This is a genomic window from Streptosporangium sp. DT93 (assembly GCF_049844535.1).
Taxonomy (GTDB): Bacteria; Actinomycetota; Actinomycetes; order Streptosporangiales; family Streptosporangiaceae; genus Streptosporangium.
Genome location: NZ_JBNCLF010000011.1, coordinates 18,564 through 41,052 on the forward strand (window position 1 = coordinate 18,564; position 22,489 = coordinate 41,052).

General features: G+C 73.3%; 20 protein-coding genes. 5 read left to right on the forward strand and 15 right to left on the reverse strand.

From position 1 onward, the window contains the following. Positions 1 to 67: 67 nt before the first annotated feature. The 3 genes from ACLQ2R_RS22950 to ACLQ2R_RS22960 form a co-directional block, all read right to left on the reverse strand. Entirely contained in the window at positions 68 to 2,716 is a 2,649-nt protein-coding gene (locus tag ACLQ2R_RS22950; protein ID WP_425962455.1) for a phosphoenolpyruvate carboxylase, read from the reverse strand. Between the two features lie 65 nt (positions 2,717 to 2,781). Continuing rightward, entirely contained in the window at positions 2,782 to 4,479 is a 1,698-nt protein-coding gene (locus tag ACLQ2R_RS22955; protein ID WP_425962456.1) for a hypothetical protein, read from the reverse strand. Next, entirely contained in the window at positions 4,455 to 5,240 is a 786-nt protein-coding gene (locus ACLQ2R_RS22960; protein WP_425962457.1) for an ABC transporter ATP-binding protein, read from the reverse strand. Before ACLQ2R_RS22960 ends, ACLQ2R_RS22955 begins: the two co-directional genes overlap by 25 nt. 193 nt (positions 5,241 to 5,433) lie before the next feature. Here ACLQ2R_RS22960 and ACLQ2R_RS22965 point away from each other — a divergent pair, with 193 nt between their 5' ends. From ACLQ2R_RS22965 to ACLQ2R_RS22985, 5 genes are all read left to right on the forward strand, one after another. Beyond that, positions 5,434 to 7,026 (forward strand): acyl-CoA carboxylase subunit beta, encoded by a 1,593-nt coding sequence (locus ACLQ2R_RS22965; protein WP_425962458.1) that lies wholly within the window; start codon positions 5,434 to 5,436, stop codon positions 7,024 to 7,026. Beyond that, positions 7,023 to 7,229 (forward strand): acyl-CoA carboxylase subunit epsilon, encoded by a 207-nt coding sequence (locus ACLQ2R_RS22970; RefSeq protein ID WP_425962460.1) that lies wholly within the window; start codon positions 7,023 to 7,025, stop codon positions 7,227 to 7,229. Before ACLQ2R_RS22965 ends, ACLQ2R_RS22970 begins: the two co-directional genes overlap by 4 nt. 101 nt (positions 7,230 to 7,330) lie before the next feature. Next, on the forward strand, positions 7,331 to 8,272 hold the full coding sequence (locus ACLQ2R_RS22975) for an NYN domain-containing protein (RefSeq protein WP_425962462.1): 942 nt from the start codon (positions 7,331 to 7,333) through the stop codon (positions 8,270 to 8,272). A gap of 93 nt (positions 8,273 to 8,365) precedes the next feature. Further along, positions 8,366 to 9,856: an AlkA N-terminal domain-containing protein gene (locus tag ACLQ2R_RS22980; RefSeq protein WP_425962463.1), complete on the forward strand. Its 1,491-nt coding sequence runs from the start codon at positions 8,366 to 8,368 to the stop codon at positions 9,854 to 9,856. After that, positions 9,853 to 10,383: a methylated-DNA--[protein]-cysteine S-methyltransferase gene (locus ACLQ2R_RS22985; RefSeq protein ID WP_425962465.1), complete on the forward strand. Its 531-nt coding sequence runs from the start codon at positions 9,853 to 9,855 to the stop codon at positions 10,381 to 10,383. The genes ACLQ2R_RS22980 and ACLQ2R_RS22985 overlap by 4 nt, the downstream gene beginning before the upstream one ends. A 103-nt stretch (positions 10,384 to 10,486) precedes the next feature. On the opposite strand, the gene ACLQ2R_RS22990 is transcribed toward ACLQ2R_RS22985, so the two are convergent. From ACLQ2R_RS22990 to ACLQ2R_RS23045, 12 genes are all read right to left on the reverse strand, one after another. Beyond that, on the reverse strand, positions 10,487 to 11,437 hold the full coding sequence (locus ACLQ2R_RS22990) for a hypothetical protein (protein WP_425962466.1): 951 nt from the start codon (positions 11,435 to 11,437) through the stop codon (positions 10,487 to 10,489). Beyond that, positions 11,434 to 12,081, reverse strand: coding sequence for a hypothetical protein (locus tag ACLQ2R_RS22995; RefSeq protein WP_425962468.1), 648 nt, complete (start codon positions 12,079 to 12,081; stop codon positions 11,434 to 11,436). Before ACLQ2R_RS22995 ends, ACLQ2R_RS22990 begins: the two co-directional genes overlap by 4 nt. Positions 12,082 to 12,203: 122 nt before the next feature. After that, complete coding sequence (locus tag ACLQ2R_RS23000) at positions 12,204 to 15,242, reverse strand: BTAD domain-containing putative transcriptional regulator (RefSeq protein WP_425962469.1); 3,039 nt, start codon at positions 15,240 to 15,242, stop codon at positions 12,204 to 12,206. Positions 15,243 to 15,294: 52 nt separating this feature from the next. Further along, on the reverse strand, positions 15,295 to 15,747 hold the full coding sequence (locus ACLQ2R_RS23005) for a pilus assembly protein TadG-related protein (protein ID WP_425962470.1): 453 nt from the start codon (positions 15,745 to 15,747) through the stop codon (positions 15,295 to 15,297). Between the two features lie 107 nt (positions 15,748 to 15,854). Continuing rightward, the gene (locus ACLQ2R_RS23010; RefSeq protein WP_425962472.1) at positions 15,855 to 16,286 is read right to left on the reverse strand and encodes a TadE/TadG family type IV pilus assembly protein; all 432 of its coding nucleotides are present in this window, start codon (positions 16,284 to 16,286) and stop codon (positions 15,855 to 15,857) included. Positions 16,287 to 16,293: 7 nt separating this feature from the next. Next, positions 16,294 to 16,890, reverse strand: coding sequence for a TadE/TadG family type IV pilus assembly protein (locus ACLQ2R_RS23015; protein ID WP_425962473.1), 597 nt, complete (start codon positions 16,888 to 16,890; stop codon positions 16,294 to 16,296). Continuing rightward, the gene (locus tag ACLQ2R_RS23020; RefSeq protein WP_425962474.1) at positions 16,841 to 17,116 is read right to left on the reverse strand and encodes a hypothetical protein; all 276 of its coding nucleotides are present in this window, start codon (positions 17,114 to 17,116) and stop codon (positions 16,841 to 16,843) included. The genes ACLQ2R_RS23015 and ACLQ2R_RS23020 overlap by 50 nt, the downstream gene beginning before the upstream one ends. Before the next feature lie 2 nt (positions 17,117 to 17,118). Next, positions 17,119 to 18,054 carry a type II secretion system F family protein gene (locus tag ACLQ2R_RS23025; protein ID WP_425962475.1) on the reverse strand — a complete coding sequence of 312 codons (936 nt, stop codon included), beginning with the start codon at positions 18,052 to 18,054 and terminating at the stop codon, positions 17,119 to 17,121. Further along, a complete protein-coding gene (locus tag ACLQ2R_RS23030; protein ID WP_425962477.1) occupies positions 18,047 to 18,934 on the reverse strand; it encodes a type II secretion system F family protein in 888 nt (295 codons plus the stop codon). The genes ACLQ2R_RS23025 and ACLQ2R_RS23030 overlap by 8 nt, the downstream gene beginning before the upstream one ends. Next, positions 18,931 to 20,232 (reverse strand): CpaF family protein, encoded by a 1,302-nt coding sequence (locus tag ACLQ2R_RS23035; protein ID WP_425962478.1) that lies wholly within the window; start codon positions 20,230 to 20,232, stop codon positions 18,931 to 18,933. Before ACLQ2R_RS23035 ends, ACLQ2R_RS23030 begins: the two co-directional genes overlap by 4 nt. Then, positions 20,229 to 20,999, reverse strand: a complete 771-nt coding sequence (locus ACLQ2R_RS23040; protein WP_425962479.1) for a hypothetical protein — start codon at positions 20,997 to 20,999, stop codon at positions 20,229 to 20,231. Before ACLQ2R_RS23040 ends, ACLQ2R_RS23035 begins: the two co-directional genes overlap by 4 nt. Before the next feature lies 1 nt (position 21,000). Next, positions 21,001 to 21,699, reverse strand: coding sequence for a hypothetical protein (locus ACLQ2R_RS23045; RefSeq protein ID WP_425962481.1), 699 nt, complete (start codon positions 21,697 to 21,699; stop codon positions 21,001 to 21,003). Positions 21,700 to 22,489: the final 790 nt, after the last annotated feature.

A 22,489-nucleotide genomic window follows, 5' to 3' on the forward strand; every position in this document is an offset into this window, starting at 1 on the left:
CCGTCCCCCGCCGTCCCCCGCCGTCCCCCGCCGCCCCGGGACGGTCGTCCCGGGGCGGCGCGGCGGGTCAGCCGGTGTTCTGCAGGCCCGCGGCGACGCCGTTGACCGACAGCAGCAGCAGCGTCGACAGGCTCTCCCGCTCGCTCTCCGGGAGCCCCTCGTCCGCCCGGAGCGTGGACAGCGCGCGCAGCTGCAGGTGGGACAGGGCGTCCACGTACGGGTCGCGGAGCTGCACCGCGCGGGAGAGGACCTTGCGGTCCTCCAGCAGGCGGGTGTGGCCGGTGGTCTCCAGGACCAGGCGGCGGGTCAGGTCATACTCGGCCAGCACCTGCTCGACGAAGTCGTCCCTGGCGCCGAGCGCCAGGTAGCGGGAGGCGATGGCGCGGTCGGTCTTGGCCAGCGACATCTCCACGTTGTCCAGCAGCGACGCGAAGAGCGGCCACTCCCGGTAGGCGGCGCGCAGCTCGTCCAGCCCCGCCTCGGAGACCACCGCCTCCAGGCCGCTGCCCAGGCCGTACCAGCCGGGCAGGTTGACGCGGGTCTGGGCCCAGGCGAACACCCACGGGATGGCCCGCAGGTCGTCCAGGGAGCGGGGGGCGCCGAGGCCGCGGCGGGCCGGGCGCGACCCCAGCCGCAGCGAGCCGATCTCCTCCAGCGGGCTGACCAGGGAGAACCACTCGGGGAAGCCCGGCGCCTCGGTGAGCCGCCGGTAGGCCTTCTCCGAGGCGGAGGCGACCCGCTCGGCCACGCCGCGGAACCGGCCGGCGGCCTCGGCGGTGCGCGCCTCGATGGACGGGGTGGAGGCCAGCAGCACCGCGGAGGTGACCTGCTCCATGTGCCTGCGGGCGATGGCGTCGTGCCCGTAGCGGGCGAAGATGACCTCACCCTGCTCGGTGACCTTGAACCTGCCGCCCACCGAGCCGGGGGCCTGCGCGAGCACGGCCCGGTTGGCCGGCCCGCCGCCCCGGCCCAGGGCGCCGCCCCGGCCGTGGAAGAGCGTCAGCGGGACGTCGTGCTCGGCCGACCAGGCGGCGAGCGCCTCCTGGGCCTCGTACAGCTTGAGGGTGGCGGCGGCCGGGCCGAGCTCCTTGGCGGAGTCGGAGTAGCCGAGCATCACCTCCAGGCGCCGCTCCTCGGCCAGCCCCGCCTGCACGGCCGGGATCCTCAGCATCCCCGACAGCACGGCCGGGGCGGCGGCCAGGTCGGCGCCCGACTCGAAGAGCGGGACCACGTCCAGGCGCGGGGCGCGCTCGCCCAGGGCGTGCGCGGCCAGCTCGTGGACGGCGGCGATGTCGTCGGCCGAGCGGGTGAAGGAGACGACGTAGCGGCGGCAGGCGGTCAGCCCGAACCGCTCCTGGATCCAGGCGATGGTGCGGATCGTGGCCAGCACCTCCTCGGTCCGCTCGGAGGTGCGCCCGGCGGCGATCTCCTCCAGCGCGGCGGCGTGGACCTGGGAGTGCTGGCGCACCTCCAGCTCCGCCAGGTGGAACCCGAACGTCTCCACCTGCCAGACGAGGTGCTGCAGCTCGCCGTAGGCCTGCCGCTTCGCCCCGGCCGCGACCAGCGACTCCTGGGCGACGCGCAGGTCGGCCAGGAGCTGCTCGGGCGAGCGGTAGGCGAGGTCGAGGCCGCGCTGGCGGGTGGCGGCGATGCGGGCCGCGACGAACATCAGCCACTGCCGGTGCGGCTCGCCAGGGGAGCGGGTGGCCATCTCCGAGACCACCTCGGGGTGGTCGTTCTCGGCGGCGGCGAGCGCGGCGCGCAGCTCGGGCGAGGCCGGGGTGTGGTCCGAACCGAGGGTCAGCGAGCGGCCGATGCGCGAGGTGGCGTTCTCCAGGGCGATGAGCACGTGCTCGGCCTGGATGAGCACGGCGTCGCGGGTGACCTTGGCGGTGACGTTGGGGTTGCCGTCACGGTCGCCGCCGATCCAGCTCCCGTACCGGATGAAGGCGCGGGCCCGGGGGCGCTCGGTGCCGTTGCCGGTGCCGTCACCGGTGCCGAGCGCGGCGTCCAGCGCGCGGTAGACCTGCGGGACCACCCGGAAGAGGGTCTCGTCGAAGGCCGCCATGGCGGTGCGGACCTCGTCCAGCGGGTCCAGCTTGGTGGACCTGAGCTGGGCGGTGCGCCAGAGCAGGTCGATCTCCTCCAGCAGCCGCCGCCGCGTCTCGGCCCGCTCCGCGGCCCCCCGGTCGGAGCTGTTGTACGCGGCGAGCTGGTGGCTGATGCGCTGGATGGCGGTGACCACCGCGCGCCTGCGGGCCTCGGTGGGGTGCGCGGTCAGCACCGGGTGCAGGCGCAATCCCTCGACCAGGTCGGCGACCTTGCCCCCGCCGAGCTCCTGCACGGCCTGGGCCAGCGACTCCGGCAGCGGTTCCTCGCCGGTGTCGCGGACCCTGAGGGTACGGATCCGGAAGTGCTCCTCGGCCAGGTTGGCCAGGTGGAAATAGCAGGTGAAGGCACGGGCGATCTGCACGGCGCGGTCGACGGGCCACTCGGCCACCATCGCGGTGATCTCGTCGACCGAGACCTGGCGGCGGCGCGCCCCGATGACGGCCTTGCGCAGTCGTTCGACATCGGCGAGCAGGTCGTCGCCGCCATGTTCGGCGACGACCTGCCCAAGAAGTTCGCCGAGCAGCCGCACGTCCGCGCGCAGCTCGTCGGGCATCTCGGTGACAGCGGAGGAACGCTCTGCCTGCTGGGACACGGTGGTGGCCATGCTCGTCAGCGTACCGACCGGGTTTCCTCCGGCGGAGACCGGTCTCACCCATTGGACTAGACCATTCAGGTGGCCGCGGAGGTCGCCTCCAGCAGGGCCGGATACCGGGCGAAGGCCAGCTTCCCGGCGACCCTGCGGGCACCCCAGGAGAGCAGCACCCCGTAGGGGATCGCCAGCGCGCAGACCCAGATGTGGCCCAGTCCCATCGGCACGAGGATCGGCAGCGAGAGCAGGCCGGTGCCGATCAGCGCGCCGAACGAGGCCAGGAAGGCGATGCCGCCCTGGCCGGGAGCCGCGCCGGTGAAGGCGTTCAGCCGCTCGGGCACGGTGTAGGGCAGCAGCACGCTGGTCAGGGCGCCCACGCCGAGCCCGACGCCCAGGACGCCCCAGGCGGTGATCACCGACGGGATCGCCCAGAGGACGTCCCCGGCCAGCAGCGCGGCGACCACGGAGAGCAGGACCAGCAGCGGGACGGCGATCACGGTCACGGCCAGGTGCCGCCCGGCGATGTCGGTGCGCCAGTCGCGGTCGCTGCCGTACACGACGGTGTTCATCCACAGGGAGCGGCCGTCGATGCCGAAGGCGTTGCACCCCTGGACGGCGATCATCGCCGCGCCGAGGCAGGCGGGCGCCAGCGCCATGCCGATGCCTCCGGCGCCGTCGCCGTTGTTGTTGATCGAGAAGGCCATGATCCCGGCGACCGCGACGGCGGCGAACCAGCCGACCCTGCCGCGGGGGTCGCGGCGGGCGTACTTGAGCTCCTTGCCCACGACCGCCGCGAGCGGGCCGTAGGGCAGGAACCTGGCCGACAGACCGCCGGAGTCGCGCACCGCCGCGCCCTCGGTGGAGCCGTCCGGCGTGACCAGGGCGCGGCGCAGAGCCACGATCCACAGCCACCCGGCCACCGCGACGAGGGCGGCGAGCACGACGATCCCGGTGACCGCGACGAGGCCGCCGCCGGCGACGGCGTGCGCCGCCAGGCCGGACGGGGTCCAGCGCAGCGTCGAGGCCATGGCGCCCAGCAGGGCCACGGGGTCGGCGGACACGCCGCCGTTGAGCAGCAGGTTGGGGACCTGGGCCGCCAGCACCACGAAGATCGCGGAGATGGCCAGCACGTCGCGTCCCCTGCGGCTGCGCAGCACGCCCGACAGGGCCGTGGTCGCCAGCCGGGACAGGACGACGCAGAGCGCGAAGTGGAGCAGCACCGCGACCGCGCCGAGCAGCACCTCGCCGATCCCGTCGGCCAGCCCGGCCACGGCCCCGCTCGTGATGATCAGCGTGGCGGCCGGCCAGACCCCGGTGACCGAGGCGGCGAACATGCCGGTGGCGAGCCGCCCCGTGCGCAGCGGGAACAGCGACAGCCGCGACGGGTCGAGGGTGTCGTCCAGCCCGAATGCCATCAGCGGCACGACCACCCAGCCCACCAGCAGGAAGGTGAACAGCACGACCGTCGCGTCCAGGGCGGTCTCGGGGGGGACGAACCGCAGCCCGGCCATCGTCATGAAGCCGAAGGCGGCCACCACGATCGCGGCGAGCACCGTGAAGACGAACCCCAGCCTGCGCTGGGTGCTGCCGCGCAGGTTGCCCGCGACGAGCCGCAGCTTGAGCCGTACGAAGACCATGGTCCCCACCCGCGCGGCGGCCGGGGCGGGGGTGGCCGGGGAGTCCGGGGCGGGGCCCGGGACGACCGGGGTGATCCGGGAGTCCGGGGTGACCGGGGTGGGACGAGGAGCGGGGGTCACCTCGGGGTCGCGCCCAGCCATGACAGGCCCTCCTGTCCGCTCGTGCCCTCACCGTCACGGGCGCCGACCAGGGCGAGGAACGCCTCGTTGAGGCCGCGGCCCGCCCGGACCTCGTCCAGCGGCCCCTGGGCGACGATCCGCCCGCGGTTCATCACCGAGACCCAGTCGCACAGGCGCTCCACCAGCTCCATGACGTGGCTGGAGAAGACGACGGTCGAACCGGAGGCGGTGTAGCGCCGGAGCACCTCCACGAGCGTGTTGGCGCTGACCGGGTCCACCCCCTCGAACGGCTCGTCGAGGAAGAGCACCGCGGGGTTGTGCAGCAGCGCGGCGGCCAGGCCGATCTTCTTGCGCATGCCGGTGGAGTAGTCCACGACGAGCTTGTCGGCCGCCTCGGTCAGGCCCATGACCTCCAGCAGCTCGCCCGAGCGGCGCCGCACCTCCTGCTGGGGGATGCCGCGGAGCTGGCCGTTGTAGGAGAGCAGCTCCCGCCCCGACAGCCGCTCGAACAGGCGCAGTCCCTCGGGGAGCACGCCGATGCGGCTCTTGACCGCGACCTGGTCGCGCCAGACGTCGATCCCGTCGATGTGGATCGTGCCCTGGTCGGGGCGGAGCAGGCCGGTGACCATGCCGAGCGTGGTCGTCTTCCCCGCGCCGTTGGGCCCGACCAGCCCGGCGAAGCCGCCGCGCGGCACCACCAGGTCGACGTCCCCGACCGCCACCTGTTGCCCGAATCTCTTGACCAGCCCGCTGGTCCGTACCGCTTCCGTGATGTCCGGCATCGTGCCCCCTTCCGGGATCGGTCGATCCTGCAGGGGGAACGAACGATCCGTCGCGATAGTTCGCGACCGCCCACCATGGCCCCGGCGGCTTGGTTCTCGCCGCGGAACAGGCGAAACTGGACCGGCACCGCGCGGTACCGTGCCGTGTCCCTCCCCGGGCAGAGCCCGGGGGCGTGCGCACTGGAGGTTTTCGATGAGCGCCGAACCGGTGGATCCCGGACCCGACATCCACACGACCGCCGGGAAGCTGGCCGACCTGGAGCGCCGGCTGCACGAGGCCGCCAACGCGGGTTCGGCGCGCGCCGTCGAGAGACACCACGCCAAGGGCAAGATGACCGCCCGCGAGCGGGTCCTGGCCTTTCTCGACGAGGGCAGCTTCGTGGAGTTCGACGAGCTCGCCAGGCACCGGTCCACCAGTTTCGGCATGGAACGCGAGCGGCCCTACGGCGACGGGGTGGTGACCGGGCACGGCACGGTCGACGACCGGCCGGTGGCGATCTTCGCCCAGGACTTCACGGTCTTCGGCGGCTCCCTGGGCGAGGTCTTCGGAGAGAAGATCGTCAAGGTGATGGACCACGCGCTGAAGACCGGCTGCCCGGTGATCGGCATCAACGACTCCGGCGGCGCGCGCATCCAGGAGGGCGTGGTCTCGCTCGGCCTGTACGCCGAGATCTTCAAGCGGAACGTGCACGCCTCCGGGGTGATCCCGCAGATCTCGCTGATCATGGGCCCGTGCGCGGGCGGCGCCGTCTACTCCCCGGCCCTCACCGACTTCGTGCTGATGGTCGCGGAGAAGTCGCACATGTTCATCACCGGTCCCGACGTGATCAGGACCGTCACCGGCGAGGAGGTGACGTTCGAGGAGCTCGGCGGGGCACGCACGCACAACTCCCGCTCGGGCGTCGCGCACTACGAGGCCGCCGACGAGGCCGACTGCCTGGAGTACGCGCGGGCGCTGCTGTCCTACCTGCCCTCCAACAACATGGACGAGGCGCCGGCCTTCGCCGCCGACCCCGTCATGGAGACCACCGACGCCGACCGCGAGCTCGACACGCTGATCCCCGACTCGGCGAACCAGCCCTACGACATGCACGCGGTCGTCGGGCACGTCCTGGACGAGGGCGAGTTCCTGGAGGTCCACGCCGGGTTCGCGCCCAACATCGTGGTGGGCTTCGGCCGGGTCGAGGGACGCTCGGTGGGGGTCGTCGCCAACCAGCCGATGAGCTCCGCCGGGACGCTGGACATCGCCGCCTCGGAGAAGGCCGCCCGGTTCGTCCGTACCTGCGACGCCTTCAACATCCCGGTGCTGACCTTCGTGGACGTCCCGGGGTTCCTGCCCGGCACCGACCAGGAGTGGAACGGGATCATCCGCCGGGGCGCCAAGCTGCTCTACGCCTACGCGGAGGCGACCGTGCCGCTGGTCACGGTGATCACGCGCAAGGCCTACGGCGGCGCGTACGACGTCATGGGGTCCAAGCACCTGGGCGCGGACGTCAACCTGGCCTGGCCGACGGCGCAGATCGCGGTGATGGGCGCGCAGGGCGCGGTCAACATCCTCTACCGGCGCGAGCTCCTCGCGGCCGAGGACCCGGACGCCCACCGGGCCCGGCTGGTCACCGAGTACGAGGACACGCTGGCCAACCCGTACCTCGCGGCCGAACGCGGGTATGTGGACGCGGTGATCCGTCCCTCCGACACCCGCGTCCGGATCGTCAGGGCATTGCGGGCACTGCGCAACAAGCGCGCCACCCTGCCGCCCAAGAAGCATGGGAACATCCCGCTGTGAAGCATTTGAAGATCATTAAAGGGGACGCCACGCCGGAGGAGATCGCCGCGGTGACGGTCGCCCTCGCGGCGCAGGCCGGACGGTCGATGTCGACGTCAGAAAGCGCGCAGGCGCCGAAATCCTGGAGCAATCCCGCTCATCGCATGCGAAAACAACTCCCTGGTGGACAAGGCGCATGGAGATCGAGCGCGCTGCCGAGATAGATCCCGGGAACGGGGTGTCAACTTGCACGAGAGTTGGGACCATCTAAGAAATGGGCGCATATAGTCAGCCGATCAGCTAGTTCCGAGGCCTGGAGGACGCCATGACCATCCTGGACCTCACATCACGCCCTATTCCCGGCAAGTACGCCGTCCTGGTCGACGTCGGCTACCTCTATGCCGCCGCCGGGGAGGTGCTGCTGGCCGCCAAGGAGCGCAAGGAGTACCGGGTGGCGGCCGACGAGCTGATCCAGGCGCTGCAGAAGCACGCGGAGGAGCGCATCCATGGCGAGCTCCTCCGGATCTACTGGTACGACGCCGCCCGCGACCGGGTGCCGACCGTCGACCAGCGGGTCATCGCCCAGCTCCCCTGGGTCAAGGTGCGCCTGGGCAACCTCAACGCGCGCGGGCAGCAGAAGGGCGTGGACGCGCAGATCAGGAGCGACCTGGAGGCACTGGCCCGGCACCACGCGGTGAGCGACACGATACTGCTGGCCGGGGACGAGGACATGGTGCCCGCCGTCGAGGCCGCCCAGACCTACGGGGTGCGGATCCACCTGTGGGGCGTCGAGCCCCCCTACGGCACCAACCAGGCCGAGCGCCTGGTCTGGGAGTCCGACACCGTCGAGATCATCAGCGCCGACTTCCTGCGCTCCTACTTCAGCCGCGCCCCCGCGCCGGTCCCGGTCCCGGTCGCTCCCGTCGCCCCCTCCCCCGCCCAGGTCTTCGCCGGGCGTACGGCCGCGAAACCCAAGATCCCGGTGGCCCAGGTCACCAAGCTGGGCCCCAGCAGGCCGCGCGTCGAGGAGGTGGGCGAGCACGTCGCCCAGAAGTGGATCCTCACCCGTGGCCGCGACAACATCCGCGACCTGCTGCCCGGCCCGATCCTGCCCACGGTGATCGACACCGAGCTGCTCATCGAGGCCGAGAAGGAGCTCGGGCACTCGCTGCGCCCGTACCCCGAGGCCCGTGTCTGGCTGCGCGACGGGTTCTGGGCCCGCGTCTACCGCGAGTTCGAGATCGGGGTCGGCGTCTCCTCCAAGTGAGGGACGGTCTCCTTCACGTGGGGCCGGAGAGGCTCGCCGTCATGTCCGATTCCCGCCAGTCACGTCGGGTCCGCCGAGGGTAGCGTCGTTGTCGTGTCCGTCAAGGAGCTCGACTTCGACGCCTGTTACCGCGCGGTCGCCGCGAGGGACGCCCGGTTCGACGGGCGTTTCTACACGGCGGTCACCTCCACCCGCATCTACTGCCGGCCGATCTGCCCGGCCCGCACCCCCGCCACCCGCAACGTGCGCTTCTACCGGTACGCGGCCACGGCCGAGGCGGCCGGGTTCCGGCCCTGCAAGCGGTGCCGGCCCGAGCTGAGCCCCGGCGATCCCGGCTGGGACCACCGGGGCGACCTGGTCGGCCGGGCGCTCCGGCTGATCGACGAGGGCGTGGCCGACGACGGCGGGGTGACCCGGCTCGCCGGGCGGCTGCACATCACCGGCCGGCACCTGCACCGGCTGTTCACCGAGGAGATCGGCGTGGGGCCGCTGGCCGTGGCCAGGACCAAGCGCCTGCTGCTGGCCAAGCAGCTGCTGACCGAGACCGCGCTGCCGATCGTCGACGTGGCGTTCGCCGCGGGCTTCGGCAGCGTCCGGCAGTTCAACGCGGCCATGAAGGGCACCTACGGCTTCACCCCCGGCGAGCTGCGCGCGACCACGGGCAGGGCGGCGGGTGGGACCGGTCCCGGGAATCCCGGGACCGGGATCCGCACCGGCACCGGTACGGGCCAGGCCGGTGGGGCGGGGGCCTCCGTGAGCGTGCTGACCCTGCGGCTGCACCGCAGGGAGCCCTACGACGCCGCGACCCTGATGCGGTTCCTGTCGGCGCGGGCGATCCCCGGCCTGGAGTGGGCGGACGCGACGTCCTACGGCCGGGCCGTGCCCGGCGGCACCGTCACCCTGACCCCCGAGCCCGGCCGCGTCCGGCTGGACGTGAGCGTCGAGGACACCCGCAACCTGGCCCGCATCGTGGCCCGCTGCCGGCGCCTCCTCGATCTCGACGCGGACCCGGAGGCCATCTCCGCCGCCCTCGGCGCCACCTCGCTGGCACCGCTCGTCGCCGCCCGCCCGGGACTGCGGGTGCCCGGCGCGTGGGACGGTTTCGAGATGGCCGTCCGCGCCGTGGTCGGCCAGCAGATCTCCGTCGCGGGCGCCCGTACCCTGCTGGGCCGCGTCACGGCCCGCGCCGGGAGCCCGGCGTCGGCCGTGACGCGGCCGGAGCCGGGCCTGCTGTTCCCCGACGCGGCGCGGCTCGCCGAGGCCGACCTCGACGGGCTCGGCCTGACCGGGCGGCGGACCGCCACGCTCAGGGCGCTCGCCGCGAAGGTCGCGGCGGGCGAGATCGACCTGGACGGCGGGCAGGAGCCCGCGGAGGCGGTGGCCGGCCTGCTGGAGGTCCCCGGGATCGGCCCGTGGACCGCCGGGTACGTCGCGCTTCGGGCGCTTCGCGACCCGGACGCCTGGCCCGGCGGAGACCTCGGCCTGCGGCGGGCCATGGCCTGCCTGGGCATCCCCGACAGTCACATCGAGCGGTGGCGCCCCTGGCGGGCGTACGCCGCACTGCACCTTTGGAGTTCGGAATGATAGAGGCACAGGTTCTCGACACCCCGATCGGCCCGCTGGCCATGCTCGCCCGCCAGGACGTGCTGCTGGCGGCGGGCTTCACCACCGTCGGCCCCGAGGAGATGTTCGCGCGCCTCTCCCCCGAGCTGCGCGCCGAGGGGATGAGGCTCAGCGACGACCTGGGCCGGCCGGCGCGGGCGGCCCTCGACTACCTGGACGGCGACCTGACCGCCCTCGACGCGGTGCCGGTGGAGCAGCCGGGCACGCCCGTCCGGCAACGGCTGCTCACCGCCCTGCGCCAGGTGCCGGCGGGCGTCACGATCAGCTACGCCGAGCTCGCCGAGCGGGCGGGGCTGCCCAGGACCGCGGCCAGGGCCGCCGGCTCCGCGTGCGCGCGGAACCTGATCGCGCCCTTCGTCCCGTGTCACCGCATCCTGCCGTCCGGGGGCGGGTACGGCGGCTACTACTACGGCACCTCGATCAAGCAGTGGCTGCTCACCCACGAGGGGGCGCCGGCCGCCGAACGGCTCCGGGTCCGGGAGCACTAGGGACACCGTCCGCCGGAGCGCCTCGCCTCGCCTCACCGGCCGGCGAAGCGCTCCGGCTCCGGCTCCGGCTCCGGCTCCGGCTCCGGCTCCGCGAGGAGTGTCGCTAGCCGGTCTTCCTGACCGTGCTCTGCACCTCGCCCACCGGGACGTCGCGGGTGGCCGAGGCCTCGATCGGGTCGTAGGCGACGGGCACCGCGTCGTCCTCGACGCCGACGTCCCAGACCGAGGTGACCGTCAGCTCGTAGACACCGCGCGGCTGGTCGACCGAGGCCCGCAGGTAGTTCACGCCGCAGGTGAACGCGGCGCCCTTCGCGTACGGTGTGCCGCTCGCGCCGCACCCGCTGGTCGTGACCTTCGCCCGCTTGTCGTCGGTGGTGCCCGGATCGATCTCGATGTCCCTGAGGTTCGCCGTCACGGTGGCGCTCATGACCCCGGGCAGCGTGGCGGTCACGGAGCGGGTGGTCTCGCCGGCACCGCTCAGCCAGACCCAGGTCGGCAGGTTGACGTAGCTCTTGGCGTCCGGGCTGAGCTCGATCGCCGGCTCGGGCACGGTCAGCGCGGCGCGGGCGATGTCGGCCAGCTCGGCCATGGTGATCCCGTTGGGCGGGGTCGTGCCGGGCGGCACGAACACGTAGGGGTCCATCGCCATCTGGCAGCCCACCCCGTTGGGGTCGGACGAGTCGTGGGCGACCACCCACCAGCGCCCCTCCTCGCCGAGCTTGTCCGCGAACGGCTCCAGGGCCTTCTGCCGGGTCTGCGGCGCGTCCGGGTCCGGCCGGGGGTTCACGGACTGCTGGTACCTCAGCATGTCCTCGGGGTTCTGCGCGGGTTCGTACCAGCAGGGACGCTTGAGCCGGTAGCCGTCGCTCTTCCCGCCGCGGCCGTTCCCGCTGACGATGATCTGGGAGTTCTTCAGGGTGAGCCCCGACGTCCTCCCCTTCTGGTCGGCCTCGACCCGGACGCTGGAGCTGTCGCCACCGCCCGCGCCGCCGGGGTCCGGGGCGGCGGCGGGGACGAGCAGGAGCGATCCCGCGAGCACCATATTCATGATCATCGAAGACATCCCTTCGCGCCCTCACTGAAAGGGTCGGCGTGCTCGAGCAGCTTGATCCGCCAGACCCCGTCGTCACCCTTCCGGAGGCCGACGATCTGGAGGAAGGGACTCCTGGTCCAGTCGGGCTGCCTGCGGACCGCCTTCCCGGTCCTCGCGTCCAGCAGCCGCATCCCGGTCTCGTCCACGCACGCGCGCAACTCGGCCCCCTTGCCCTCGAAGACCGAGACGACGTTCAGCGCGTACACCCGGGAGACCCCGCGCACCGAGCGGCGCTGCCGCAGGAACTCCTTCACCCACCTGTACGCCTCCATGACCGCCTCGTCGTGGAAGACCTTGTAGTACGCGGTGTCCTCGCCCCCGGTGACGACCGACCGGAAGGACCCGGCGCGGTAGTCGCGGAAGGCGTCGATCATCTCGACGGTGTCCCGGTCGGTCACGGCCGGCCACTCCACCACCACCTGGACGTCGGGGGAGACCCGGACCGTCTCCACCCTCGGCCCCGTCCCCGCGGGGTCCGGCGAGGAGCCGTCGGCGGAACCGGGCGAGGAGGTCCCGGGGGACAGGTCGACGGGAGTGAACGGCTCGGCCTCGGACGGGGCGCAGGCCGCCGCCAGGAGCACCACGAGCGCGATCACGGTACGCACACCGATCACGGTAGGAGCGCCCGGCCGCCGGAACCACCGACATGCGCCATTCGGCATACTTCTCTCCTCGTCCTTCACGCGGCGTCCCCGGCCGGCACGGCGGGCCTGGTCCTCGGGGCCCGTCATGCGGTCGGGGCCGAGCGCATCCGCCACGAGGGCAGCAGCTCGTCGATCAGGGCCTCGGTCTCGGGCGCCATCCCGCCGCCGTAGGGATGGGAGGCGGCCCTGCGCTGCAGGGCGTCGGCCACGCCGCGCAACCGGACGGGATCGCCGGTGAGGTGGGTGGCGCGCAGCAGGTCGCGCCAGAGCCCCTCGTCGTCGGCCGCCAGCAGCAGCCCGGCCCGCACCGCCGCCACGGCCTCGCCGATCTCGCCGCGGGCCGTCCGCACCTCGCAGAGCCGGTGCGCGGCGTCCGCCACGCCCGCGGTCACGTCGTACTCCAGGTCGTCGGCGGCCAGCCAGGCGTAGCGGCCGCGCGGACGGCCGCTCAGCAGCGGGCCGCGCACCAGGTCGAGCGCCCTCTCCAGCAGGGCGTGGCGCCCGGCGGGGTCGGCGTGCGAGCGGCGGACGAGGTCGCGGAAGACCATCCAGTCGGTGCACACCTCGGGGCCGAGCCGGAGCCGCCCGGACTCGTCGGTGTAGAGGTTGGGCCTGCCCTGGCCGTCGGTGCCCAGCCAGGCCACGACCCTGGCGATCGTGGCGTCCCTGACGACGGGCTGCACGCCCCTCGGCCAGAGGATGCCGCCGAGCACCACGGGGTGGACGCCGCCGGGGTGGGTGGCCAGGTAGACGACGAGCTCGACGGCGAGCACCGCCCGCCCCTCCTCCATGGGCGGGGGGCCGACGACCTCGGCGGGCCCCAGGATCCGTACCTCGACCGAGGGCCTGGCGGGGACGGGCTCGTGCTCGTCGGGGAGCGGCTCGCCCTCGAGCCGGCCGGCCGCCAGGAACAGGTCGATCAGCGCCCGGTAGTGGCGGCGGGGCAGCAGGTGCGCCTCGACGTCGAACCCGAGCGCGTCCACCCCGGCCCGGCCCTGCTCGGTGATCTCCCAGTTCCAGGTGGCGTGCGGGACGTCGCCCGCGACGACGTACCCGGTGGCCGTCCTGACGCCTCTCCTGGCGAGCAGCGCCAGGCGCCGCCCCTCCTCCTCGGTGGGCGGGACCGCGGAGAGCAGGTAGTGCGGGGTCCAGGCCGGGTCGGCGGCGCGCCCCTGGATCCGGCCGGTGAGCACCTCGCCACCGCCACGGCCTCCTCCCGTGGCCTCGGCCTCCGCCTCCAGCTCGGGGAGAACGTCCGTCAGGCCGCCCGCGTACCTGATCCGGTCGGGAGCGATCACCGTCAGTTCCTCGCCGAAGCCGACCAGGGTGACGCGCATCCGGTCCGACCAGCGGTTGGTGGCCAGTTCCACGGCGAGCGCGGCCAGCGCCGCGGTGGTCTGCGCGCCGTGGATGCGGATCGGGCCGTGCGCGGCCTCCAGGTCGACGAGCACCCGGCCCTCGCCGTTGGAGCCGAGCGAGACCAGCCCCGGGTAGGGGGCGGGCGCGTCGGCGAGCGACCGCTCGTCGAGCATCCGTCCCTCGTGCGCGGGGAGCCGCCAGACCTGGCCGCCGTCGTGGGCCGTCCAGGGGGCCGGGGCCTCGGAGTCGGGCGGATGCACCCACAGGTCGAGGGTCTGGGGCGACAGGTGCGCGGCGTAGATCGTGGGCGGGGTCCGGTTCTGGGCGGCGAGGGACCGGCCCAGCAGCCTGAGCCCGACGTCGAGCATCCGGCTGCCCGGGGCGTCGGCACCGAGCCGGAGCGCGAGCTCGGCCTCGGCCGCGTCCTCCCTGGGGCGGACGACCCGGCGGCCGAACGCCCGGTGCCAGAGCTGCTGCCTGCGCCTGCGGCCGAGCGCCACCAGCAGTCCGGCGGCGGCCAGCGAGGAGGCGGCCAGGTAGTCGAGCATGGTCAGGTCCTGCTGCCGCCCCTGGTCCTGACCGGTGTCCTGTCCCAGGTCGGCTCCGGCGCCCTGTTCCTGTACGGGGTCCTGTACGGGGTCCTGTGCGGGGCGGTGTTCGGCCTGCCGTTCCCTGTCCTGCCCGGTCCGGGCGGGTTCGGCGGTCTCGGCCGTGTCGGCCGGGTCGCGCCGCGCGGGCCGGTCGGTGTCCGCCGCCGCGCCGGGTTCCCGCCGGTCGGCGCGGTCCTGTTCCTGCCGGTCGGCGTGACCGGTGCCGGTCTCGGACGGTGCCCGGACGTCACCGGCATCGCGGCCGTCGCGGCCGTCGCGGCCGTCACTGTCGTCGCGGCCGTCACTGTCGCGGGACGGGGAGGCGTCGGGGAGCCGCTCCCCGGGCAGGTCCGCGCCGGGGGTGAACGTCTGGGTGCGGCCGTCCAGGTCGGACGGCCTGCCGCGGTGGTCGTCGAGGATGTCCTCGCGCGACTCGGTGGCGGGGACGATGTGCACGTTGCGCGCGTCGTCCGGCATGTCCAGGACCCAGCCGGGCCTGATGAGGTCGGCCATCCGCAGGCGGCTGCCGTCCGGCTGCTCCTTGTGCTGGTTGAGCCGGTAGACCTCCGGGTAGCGCCGCCCGTCACCGAGGCACTTCTCGGCGATCTCCCAGAGGCTCTCGTGGTGGCGCCCGTGGGGCGGCTGCACCACGTACACCTTCTTGGCCTTGCGCACCGGTTCCAGCTCGGCGCGCTCGCCGGCGACGGGTCCCGCCGTCATCGGCAGGCCGGTGGAGACGATGCCGGTGAGCGCGGGCGGGGGGCCGGTGAACTTCGCGATCGGCAGCGCCACCGCGGAGACGGTGAACAGCAGCATGGCCGCGGAGACCAGCCGGTTGGCGAACATCTGGGTGCCGCCGGAGAGCGGCACCCGCGCCGGCATGCCGACCCGGCGCAGCCCGGCGTAGATCTCGACCAGCACGCAGACGGCCATCTGCAGCCACGCCAGCCAGACCAGCAGGACGAGGATCGCGACGATCGTGCTCGTGCCCACCTGGCTGGTCAGCAGGTCGAGGTCGAGCAACTCGGGCGGGAGCGGCGGCCCGGCCAGCCTGAACAGGGCGTAGGGGACGCCCGCGACGAGCGCGACCAGGGCGATCAGGGCGCCGAGACCCGCCAGCAGGTCTCCCGGTGTGCGCCTGACCTTGATGCGCATGGGCTGTCGCGTGGGCATTCGTCTCCTTCCCTGTCCGGATTCGTCGTCGGCCGATCGGTGGGCCGGTGGTTCACGGCAGCGCGTCGTCCCCGGCACCGTCCCCGGCACCGTCCCCGGCACCTTCTCCGGCGTCGTCCCCCGCGTCCGGCCCGGCCGTGGCGGAGGCCTCCATGGCCGCGCCGGGGAAGCCGAACGCGGCGAGGAAGAACGCCTTCCAGGTGACGGAGACGCCCACGGTGACCTGGTCCTGGCCACCGGACGCGCACTCGGTGATCCGTACGTCGCCGCCGCCGTGGGCCGAGACGATCTCCTCGGCGGCGGCGCAGGTCTCGTCCTCCCTCAGCAGCCTGACCTCACCGGTGGCGCGCAGGTGTTCCTCGTCGATCCGGTCGGCCGCGGCCCTGGCCGCCTGCTCGGCGACGTCGGCGGCGCGCAGCCGGGCGTTGATGGCGGCGCCGCCGTCCACGAGGAGCCCGGCCAGCAGGAACACCGCCACCGAGAAGATCGCCGTGAAGACCGACATCGACCCCCGCTCGCCGGTCCCGCCCGGCCCTCGGCGGCGTCTCCTCCCGCCCTTCCGGCGCATCGGACGCGGTGGGCGCGACGGGCGTCCCGGCTCCCGCGACGGGGTCACGGCGTGTCCCCCTCGACCCTGCGGAACCGCTCCAGCAGGGCCACCGAGTCGCCCCTCATCTCCTTGGCCGCGCCGAAGCCCAGGAAGTCCAGGTCCAGCGAGCAGGTCACCTCGGCGCGGACCAGGCCGCCCGGCTCCCACTTCGTACCGGCCAGATCGACCTGGGGTTCGCACTCGCCGGACAGGGACGCGTCGGCCGCCTCCCGGGCGGCGTCCTCGGCGTCGGCCAGCGTGCGCTCGACCGAGGCGGCCCTGGCCGCGTCCCTGGCCGCGCCGTTGACCTCGCCCTGGGCCTCGACCACCCTGCCGGCCCCCACCAGGAAGAGCAGGAACAGCAGCAGGACCGGGGCCAGCAGGACCGTCTCGGTGCTGAGCGATCCGCGGTCGTCGCCGGGCGGCGGGAGGACCCGTCGGAACAGGGGGATCACTGGTGGCTCACTGGCACCCTTCGCTCCCGTCGTCGGGCCGGAAGCACTCGATGGGACCGCCGAAGCGCGCGGTCACGGTGAACGTGGTGGACGGCAGCAGCGGGACGACCTGGACCGCCGAGGCGGTCACCTCGACGCCCCGCTGGTCGCCCTCCTCCCATGCGGTGACCGTGGCGCCGTCGAGAAGCCTGGGCCCGACGGCGCTGATCAGCTCCTGGGCACGGGACTCGGCGTCCTGCCGCCAGGACTCGGTGTCGACCCTGGCGAGCCGCGCCCCCTCCCTGGCCGCGGCGTCGGCGATCTGACGCCCGTGGAACCAGAGGGCGAACTGCACGACGAGCAGGATGACGACCAGCACCACCGGCATGATGATCGCCAGCTCGACGACCGTGGCGCCGCGCTCACCGTCCCGCCGCGCGCGACCGCGCGTGCGGGAGCGGTCCGGCCCGCGATCGCGACCGGACGCACGGCCGGACGCTTGGTCCGGCGTGCGGTCGCGATCGGTCGTGCGGTCACGGTCCGGCGTACGGTCGGGCGGGGGGCCGGGCGTTCGGTCACGGGTCTCCAAGTTCGCCGCCCCCACCGCCACCGCCACCGCCGCCACCGCCGCCCCCGCCGCCCCCGCCGCCGAAGTTGGTGGAGATCTCGGCCTGCTGGGCCTCGACGAGGCTCTTGATGAGCGTGGCGAGTCCGAGCGCCACCCCGGCGATGATGGCGGTGATGATGACCCACTCGACCGCCGAGGCGCCCCGGGTGGGGGCGTTGCGCGCCTTGTCGATCCGGACGCGAAGAACGGCGGTCGCGTAGACGACCCACGGATGGTTCAGCATGGTCAGGACCCCAATATCTTCATAGCGGCGGGGAAACTCAGGAAGATCACGAAGCCGGCGCAGAGCAGGAGCTGGGCGACGAGCATCGACTGGGAGCGCTCACCCGCCTTCCCCTCGATCTCCGCGAGCTCGCGGCGCCGCATGGTGGCGGCGCGGGCGGTGAGGGAGGAGCGGACCTTGGCCCCGTCGTCGGCGACCAGTCCCAGGGCTGCCGACAGGTCGCGCAGCTCGTCGACGTTGATCTCGTCGCCGAGCTGGCCGAGGGCCTGCCAGGGGGTGATGCCGACGATCCTGGCGTTGCCCAGCGCCTGGCGGATACGGGACATCGCCCAGTTGACCCCCTCCTCGCCGGGCCTCGGGCTGCCCACCGAGACCGCCATCATCAGCGCCTCGGGCACCCCGCGTCCCCCGGCCAGGTTCATCGCGACCAGGTCCAGGAAGGAGCCGACGACGTGCCGGAAGTCGCGGCGCATCCGCGCGGCGTCCCGTTTGATCTGCAGGTCGGGCAGGAAGAAGAAGACCGTGGCGACCGCAAGCGCCGCCCAGAGCGGGACGGTCAGGGACGGGCCAGACCCGATCAGCACCAGCCAGCCGACCAGCAGGGGGAACGCCAGCAGCCCGGAGACCGCCAGCAGCACCTTGGTGGCGAGGAAGCCCTCGAACGACCTGCCGAGCAGCGCGAGGTCCGCCCTGGCGGAGGGGACCTCCCAGCCCCTGGCCGCGTAGAAGCGGGCCATCCGCACCCCCAGGCCGCGCCGGAACGCGCTGACCTCCTCGTCGGGCATGACGAGCCGCGCGCGGGGCGCGTCACCGCCGTCCCTGGCGGCGTCGAGCGCGAGCAGCCGTGTCACCAGGCCGGGCCGGGCCGGGAACAGCGCCCGGACCAGCAGGAACAGTCCCATGCCGAGCACCGAGCCGGCGAGCAGCGCCTCAGTCATCGGCCACCTCCCCTCCGGCGGGCAGTCCCAGCAGGCGGGCGGGCTTGTCGAACCGGGCCAGGCGGCGCATCCAGGCGAACCCGGCGCCGAACAGCCCGGCGACCACGACGAGCACGGCCTGGCCGAGCACGTTGTCGTACTCCTGCACGTAGGAGGGGTTGAAGACGACCAGCGCGACGGCGAAGGCGACGGCCGTGCCGACCACGATCTGCGCGCTGCGCCGGGTGGAGCGGCGCTCGGCCTCGACCCGGCGGCGCATGTCGAGCTCCTCGCGGGCCGACACCGCGAGCGCGCCGAGCACGTCGCGCAGCCCGGGGCCGCGCAGCTTGGAGTTGAGGATGAGGGCGGCCACCACCAGGTCGGCGGAGGGGTCGTCGAGCTCGTCGGCGAAGAGCCTGAGCGCGTCGGGCAGCGCCATCCGGGTGTGCAGGCGGTCGACCATGGACCGCAGGTGCGGGCGGAGGGTGGGGGCCGCCGCCCGGATCGAGGACGGGATCGCCTGCTCCAGCCCGGCCGCCCCGGCGATGGTGTCGCGCAGCGACTCGGTCCAGGCGGCCAGCGCCTCCAGCCGCCGCATCGCGGTGCGCTCCTCGGCCGCGCCGCCGGACAGGCCGCGCCAGGCCAGGGAGAGCAGCACCGCGCCCACCGCCATGACCGGCCAGCCGGTCACCACCAGCACGAGCAGGCCGGCGAGGGCGCCCACCGCGGTCCGGGTGGACAGGCCGCGCAGGAACGCGCGCCTGCCGGCCTTCCTGCCCGGGGTGGACGGCCGGGGGCGCACCCCGTACACCGCGACGAAGAGCAGGAACAGCCCGGCGCCGACCGCGACGCCGGACAGCATCACCAGCGGGTCGAACAGGCCCGGGGGCAGGGAGGTCATCTCCAGCCTCCCGGGTCGTAGCCGAAGTGGGTGAGCTCCTCCAGGCACGACAGCGGCGCGTGCGGCACGACCCGGCCGTCGGGGGACATCGCGAACACCTCCGAGGAGAGCACCCGCCCGTCCACCCCGGCCACCTCGCGCACGCTTGACACGAACCGGCGCAGCCTGCCGCCCACCGCGTAGTCGTTGCGCTTCTCGATGAAGACCACGAAGTCGATCGCGCCCGCGATGAGCATGTGGGTCGCGTCGATCGGCAGGCGTTCGGCCGCCTGGAGCGCGTAGGTGGCGATGCGGTTGAAGACCTCCATCGAGGAGTTGGCGTGGATGGTCGACAGGGACCCGTCGTTGCCCTGGGTCATCGCGTTGAGCATGGTGACGATCTCGTCGCCCAGGACCTCACCGACGATCACCCGGGACGGGTTCATCCGCAGGGAGCGGCGGACCAGCTCCGCCATGGTGATCTCGCCCTGGCCCTCGGAGTTGGGCAGTCTCTGCTCGAAGGCGACCACGTTGGGGTGGAGCTCGGAGAACTGGTCGAGGCCGAGTTCCAGGGCGCGCTCGACGGTGATCAGCCGCTCGGACGGCGGGATCTCGTTGGCCAGGGCGCGCAGCAGGGTGGTCTTCCCCGCGTTGGTGGAGCCGGAGATCATGATGTTCTTCCTGGCCGCCACCGCGGCCGCCAGGAAACGTCCCACCTCGGGGGTGATGGTGCCGTTGCCCACCAGATCGCTGAGGAACACCTTGCCCAGCCGGGAACGGCGGATGGAGATGGAGGGGCGGACCGTCACGTCCATCACGGCCGAGAGCCGGGAACCGTCGGGCAGGCGCAGGTCGAGCTGGGGGTTGGCGGTGTCGAACGGCCTGCTGGACAGGCCGCTGTAGGCGGCGAGGATCTGGATCAGCTCGACCAGTTCCTCGTCGGACTCGGCCACCGGGTCGCTCATCAGCTCCTGGCCGTCGGCGTAGCCCACGAACACCCGGTCGCAGCCGTTGATGTCGATGTTCTCGACCTCGGGGTCGTCGAGCAGCGGCTGGAGGCGTCCGACGCCGAACAGGGCCGCGTGGATCCCCGCGGCGAGCGCCTCCTCCTCCTCGGCGGTGGGAGGGGTCCTGCCGACGCCGATCTCCCCGCGGGCGAACTCCTCCAGGATCTGGGCGATCAGCGCCCGGGCGAACTGGCGCTCGTCCTCGCCGGTCATCGGCGGCAGGCCGCCGGCCTGGTCCAGGCGGCGCTGGTGGGCCAGCCTGTCGCCCACCTCCTGCCGGAAGCGCTTCACCAGCGTGTGGTCGACGGTCACGATCGGACTCCGCTCGGTGCCGCGTCCGGGGCGCGGACCTGGGCGGCGAGACGTCCGGCCAGCTCCCGGGCGGTGCGGATCAGCAGGGAGCGGTCCAGCCGCCCGCCCCACTGGCCGCGCAGCAGCTCGGCGCCCTTGGGGTCGTGCGCGAGGCCGGTCACGAAGGTGACGCCCCTGCCGGTGCCCGCGACGATCCGGCGGACCTCGTCGATCGTCGTGCGGTACTGCCGGGGGTCGGCGATCACCACCACCCCCACCTGCGGCTCACGCGGCATCACCTGCAGGCGCTCGCGCAGGTGGGCGACGTGGTCCAGGCTCGCCCTGGTGAAGAGCACCACCAGCGAGGCCTCGGCGACGAGCTCGGTCAGGTGCGGGTGCCCGCCCAGGCGCCCGCAGTCGGCCAGGACGTCGGCGTGCGGCATCGTGGCCAGCGCCCTGCCGAGCGGGCCCCAGAGCCAGGTCAGCCCGGCCGCCTGCTCGCCGTGCGTCAGCCCGGCCAGCACGTCCAGGCCACCGATGATCTTCTGGGTGTGCTCGTGGATCTGCTCGGGACGCAGGCCCCGGCGGGCGGTGGCTCCCAGGGTGAGCAGGCCCCTGCCGGGGTTGAGCACGCCGCCGTCGGCGGCGGGCAGCCGGTAGGCGATGTCCCCGCCCGCCGGGTCGCACTCGGCGAGCAGCACCGGACGCGGCCAGATCGCGCCGAGCGCGGTGGCCGCCGTGGTCACGCCGGGCGCGCCCTTGTCGGCGGCCAGCACGATGAGCGCCACGTCAGCGCGCTCCCGGCAGTTCGGCGAGGGCGATCTCACCGGCGGAGGAGTAGGCGACGATCTCCGGGGAGACGGAGCTGTCCACGATGATGGTGACCCGGCCGTTCGCCCCGTTGCTGCCCGGGGTGCCGATCTGGTGGACCAGGGCGCTCTGCGCGAGCACCCGCCCCTGCCGGTCCCTGCTGCTCCCGCCCGGCACGTGGATGACCTGGACCCGGTCCCCGCGCTCCAGGGTGCCGGGCGTCTGGCCGGGTTTGAGGGAGAGGCCGACCTGGGCCTTGCCCGGGCCCTGTTCCCTGCTGGAGGAGACCACCATCTCGCGGGTCAGGAGCGTGCCGGGGATGATCGTGACGCGGGCGAAGTTCTCCGCGACGCGGGCCCGCTGGGACCAGGCGACGTAGCCGATGCCGGTGTCGGCGATCTGGACCTCTCTCATCGACGCCTCGGTGAACGCCTGCCCGGCACCGATCTGCTCGGAGATGGCGATCGCCGAGACGCGGTCGCCGCTGCGCAGGACGAGCAGGGTGGTGGCGAGCGCGCCGCCCAGAATGAGAAGGACGGCGAGGGCGGCGAGGGCGGGTTTACGCTCGCGCGGGGGCACCGGGAGCTTGCGCGACGCCGGGCCGGAAAGGGCACCGGCCGACGGCTGCCGTTCGGCGTTCACCGGGGCGCGGCCCGCTGGCTTCTCACTGGTCCTCATGGGTAGGGGGGCTCCCAGAGTGGTCATATACAGGTGGAACTACCTGGACGAATTTACGCCATTATGCGCACCATGCCGACGGTCTGCCGGACAAAATCCAGAACCCATGCTCGTTTGATAGGAACACGTCTGTCAACGCCACTTCAGAAGAAAGTAGCGGTTCCGCCAGCTGACATGAGTCTTATTTGGGTGATAAGGACGGTAAGCACTCCTGTAACAATCGTCACAGCATTTACCGGGAGCATTACCGTTCGCCGACCGGCCGCTTCGACGTCCCTGTTCACGGGCCCACTCCCGCGGCATCCGAAAAGGGGTCGCCGCCGTCCGGGCACGGCACGTCCGGACGCCCCCGGCTCGGGGCACGGCGCCGTCCTGACGCCGGACCCTCCGTACGCCGCCCGGCTCGGGCGCGGCACCGTCCGGGCGTGGCGTTCGTCCGGGACGGCGTTCGCCGGTCCTCGCAGGTGGGGCGCCCCTGGCGGCCGGACCGTCGTGCCGGCCGGACCGTCGTACCGGCCGGCGGCCGGGCCCCCGCGAGCCTCGGACGGCACGACTCTCCGAACAGGTTTTCCACAGCCCGGCCCTCCCCGCGAGGCGGCGCCCGGACGCCGCGACGGGGCCGAACGCCCACGTGGACCGGCATGTCGGCCGGGTGTCCGCCGATGGTTGTCCACAGGCCGGGATGTTTTCCACATACCAGGCTCCGCGAATGACATTGCCGCGAACACCCTCTGCGGGACGGTTTCCACTCTGTACGGTAGATCCAGGGCCTGACCCGAGGAGAGCGGCG

Coding starts and splice junctions, on each gene's coding strand:
- ACLQ2R_RS22950 (WP_425962455.1), bottom strand. CDS start 2,716: ATGGCCACCACCGTGTCCCAGCAGGCAGAGCGTTCCTCCGCTGTCACC.
- ACLQ2R_RS22955 (WP_425962456.1), bottom strand. CDS start 4,479: ATGGCTGGGCGCGACCCCGAGGTGACCCCCGCTCCTCGTCCCACCCCG.
- ACLQ2R_RS22960 (WP_425962457.1), bottom strand. CDS start 5,240: ATGCCGGACATCACGGAAGCGGTACGGACCAGCGGGCTGGTCAAGAGA.
- ACLQ2R_RS22965 (WP_425962458.1), top strand. CDS start 5,434: ATGAGCGCCGAACCGGTGGATCCCGGACCCGACATCCACACGACCGCC.
- ACLQ2R_RS22975 (WP_425962462.1), top strand. CDS start 7,331: ATGACCATCCTGGACCTCACATCACGCCCTATTCCCGGCAAGTACGCC.
- ACLQ2R_RS22985 (WP_425962465.1), top strand. CDS start 9,853: ATGATAGAGGCACAGGTTCTCGACACCCCGATCGGCCCGCTGGCCATG.
- ACLQ2R_RS22990 (WP_425962466.1), bottom strand. CDS start 11,437: ATGATCATGAATATGGTGCTCGCGGGATCGCTCCTGCTCGTCCCCGCC.
- ACLQ2R_RS23000 (WP_425962469.1), bottom strand. CDS start 15,242: ATGCCCACGCGACAGCCCATGCGCATCAAGGTCAGGCGCACACCGGGA.
- ACLQ2R_RS23005 (WP_425962470.1), bottom strand. CDS start 15,747: ATGTCGGTCTTCACGGCGATCTTCTCGGTGGCGGTGTTCCTGCTGGCC.
- ACLQ2R_RS23020 (WP_425962474.1), bottom strand. CDS start 17,116: ATGCTGAACCATCCGTGGGTCGTCTACGCGACCGCCGTTCTTCGCGTC.
- ACLQ2R_RS23025 (WP_425962475.1), bottom strand. CDS start 18,054: ATGACTGAGGCGCTGCTCGCCGGCTCGGTGCTCGGCATGGGACTGTTC.
- ACLQ2R_RS23030 (WP_425962477.1), bottom strand. CDS start 18,934: ATGACCTCCCTGCCCCCGGGCCTGTTCGACCCGCTGGTGATGCTGTCC.
- ACLQ2R_RS23045 (WP_425962481.1), bottom strand. CDS start 21,699: ATGAGGACCAGTGAGAAGCCAGCGGGCCGCGCCCCGGTGAACGCCGAA.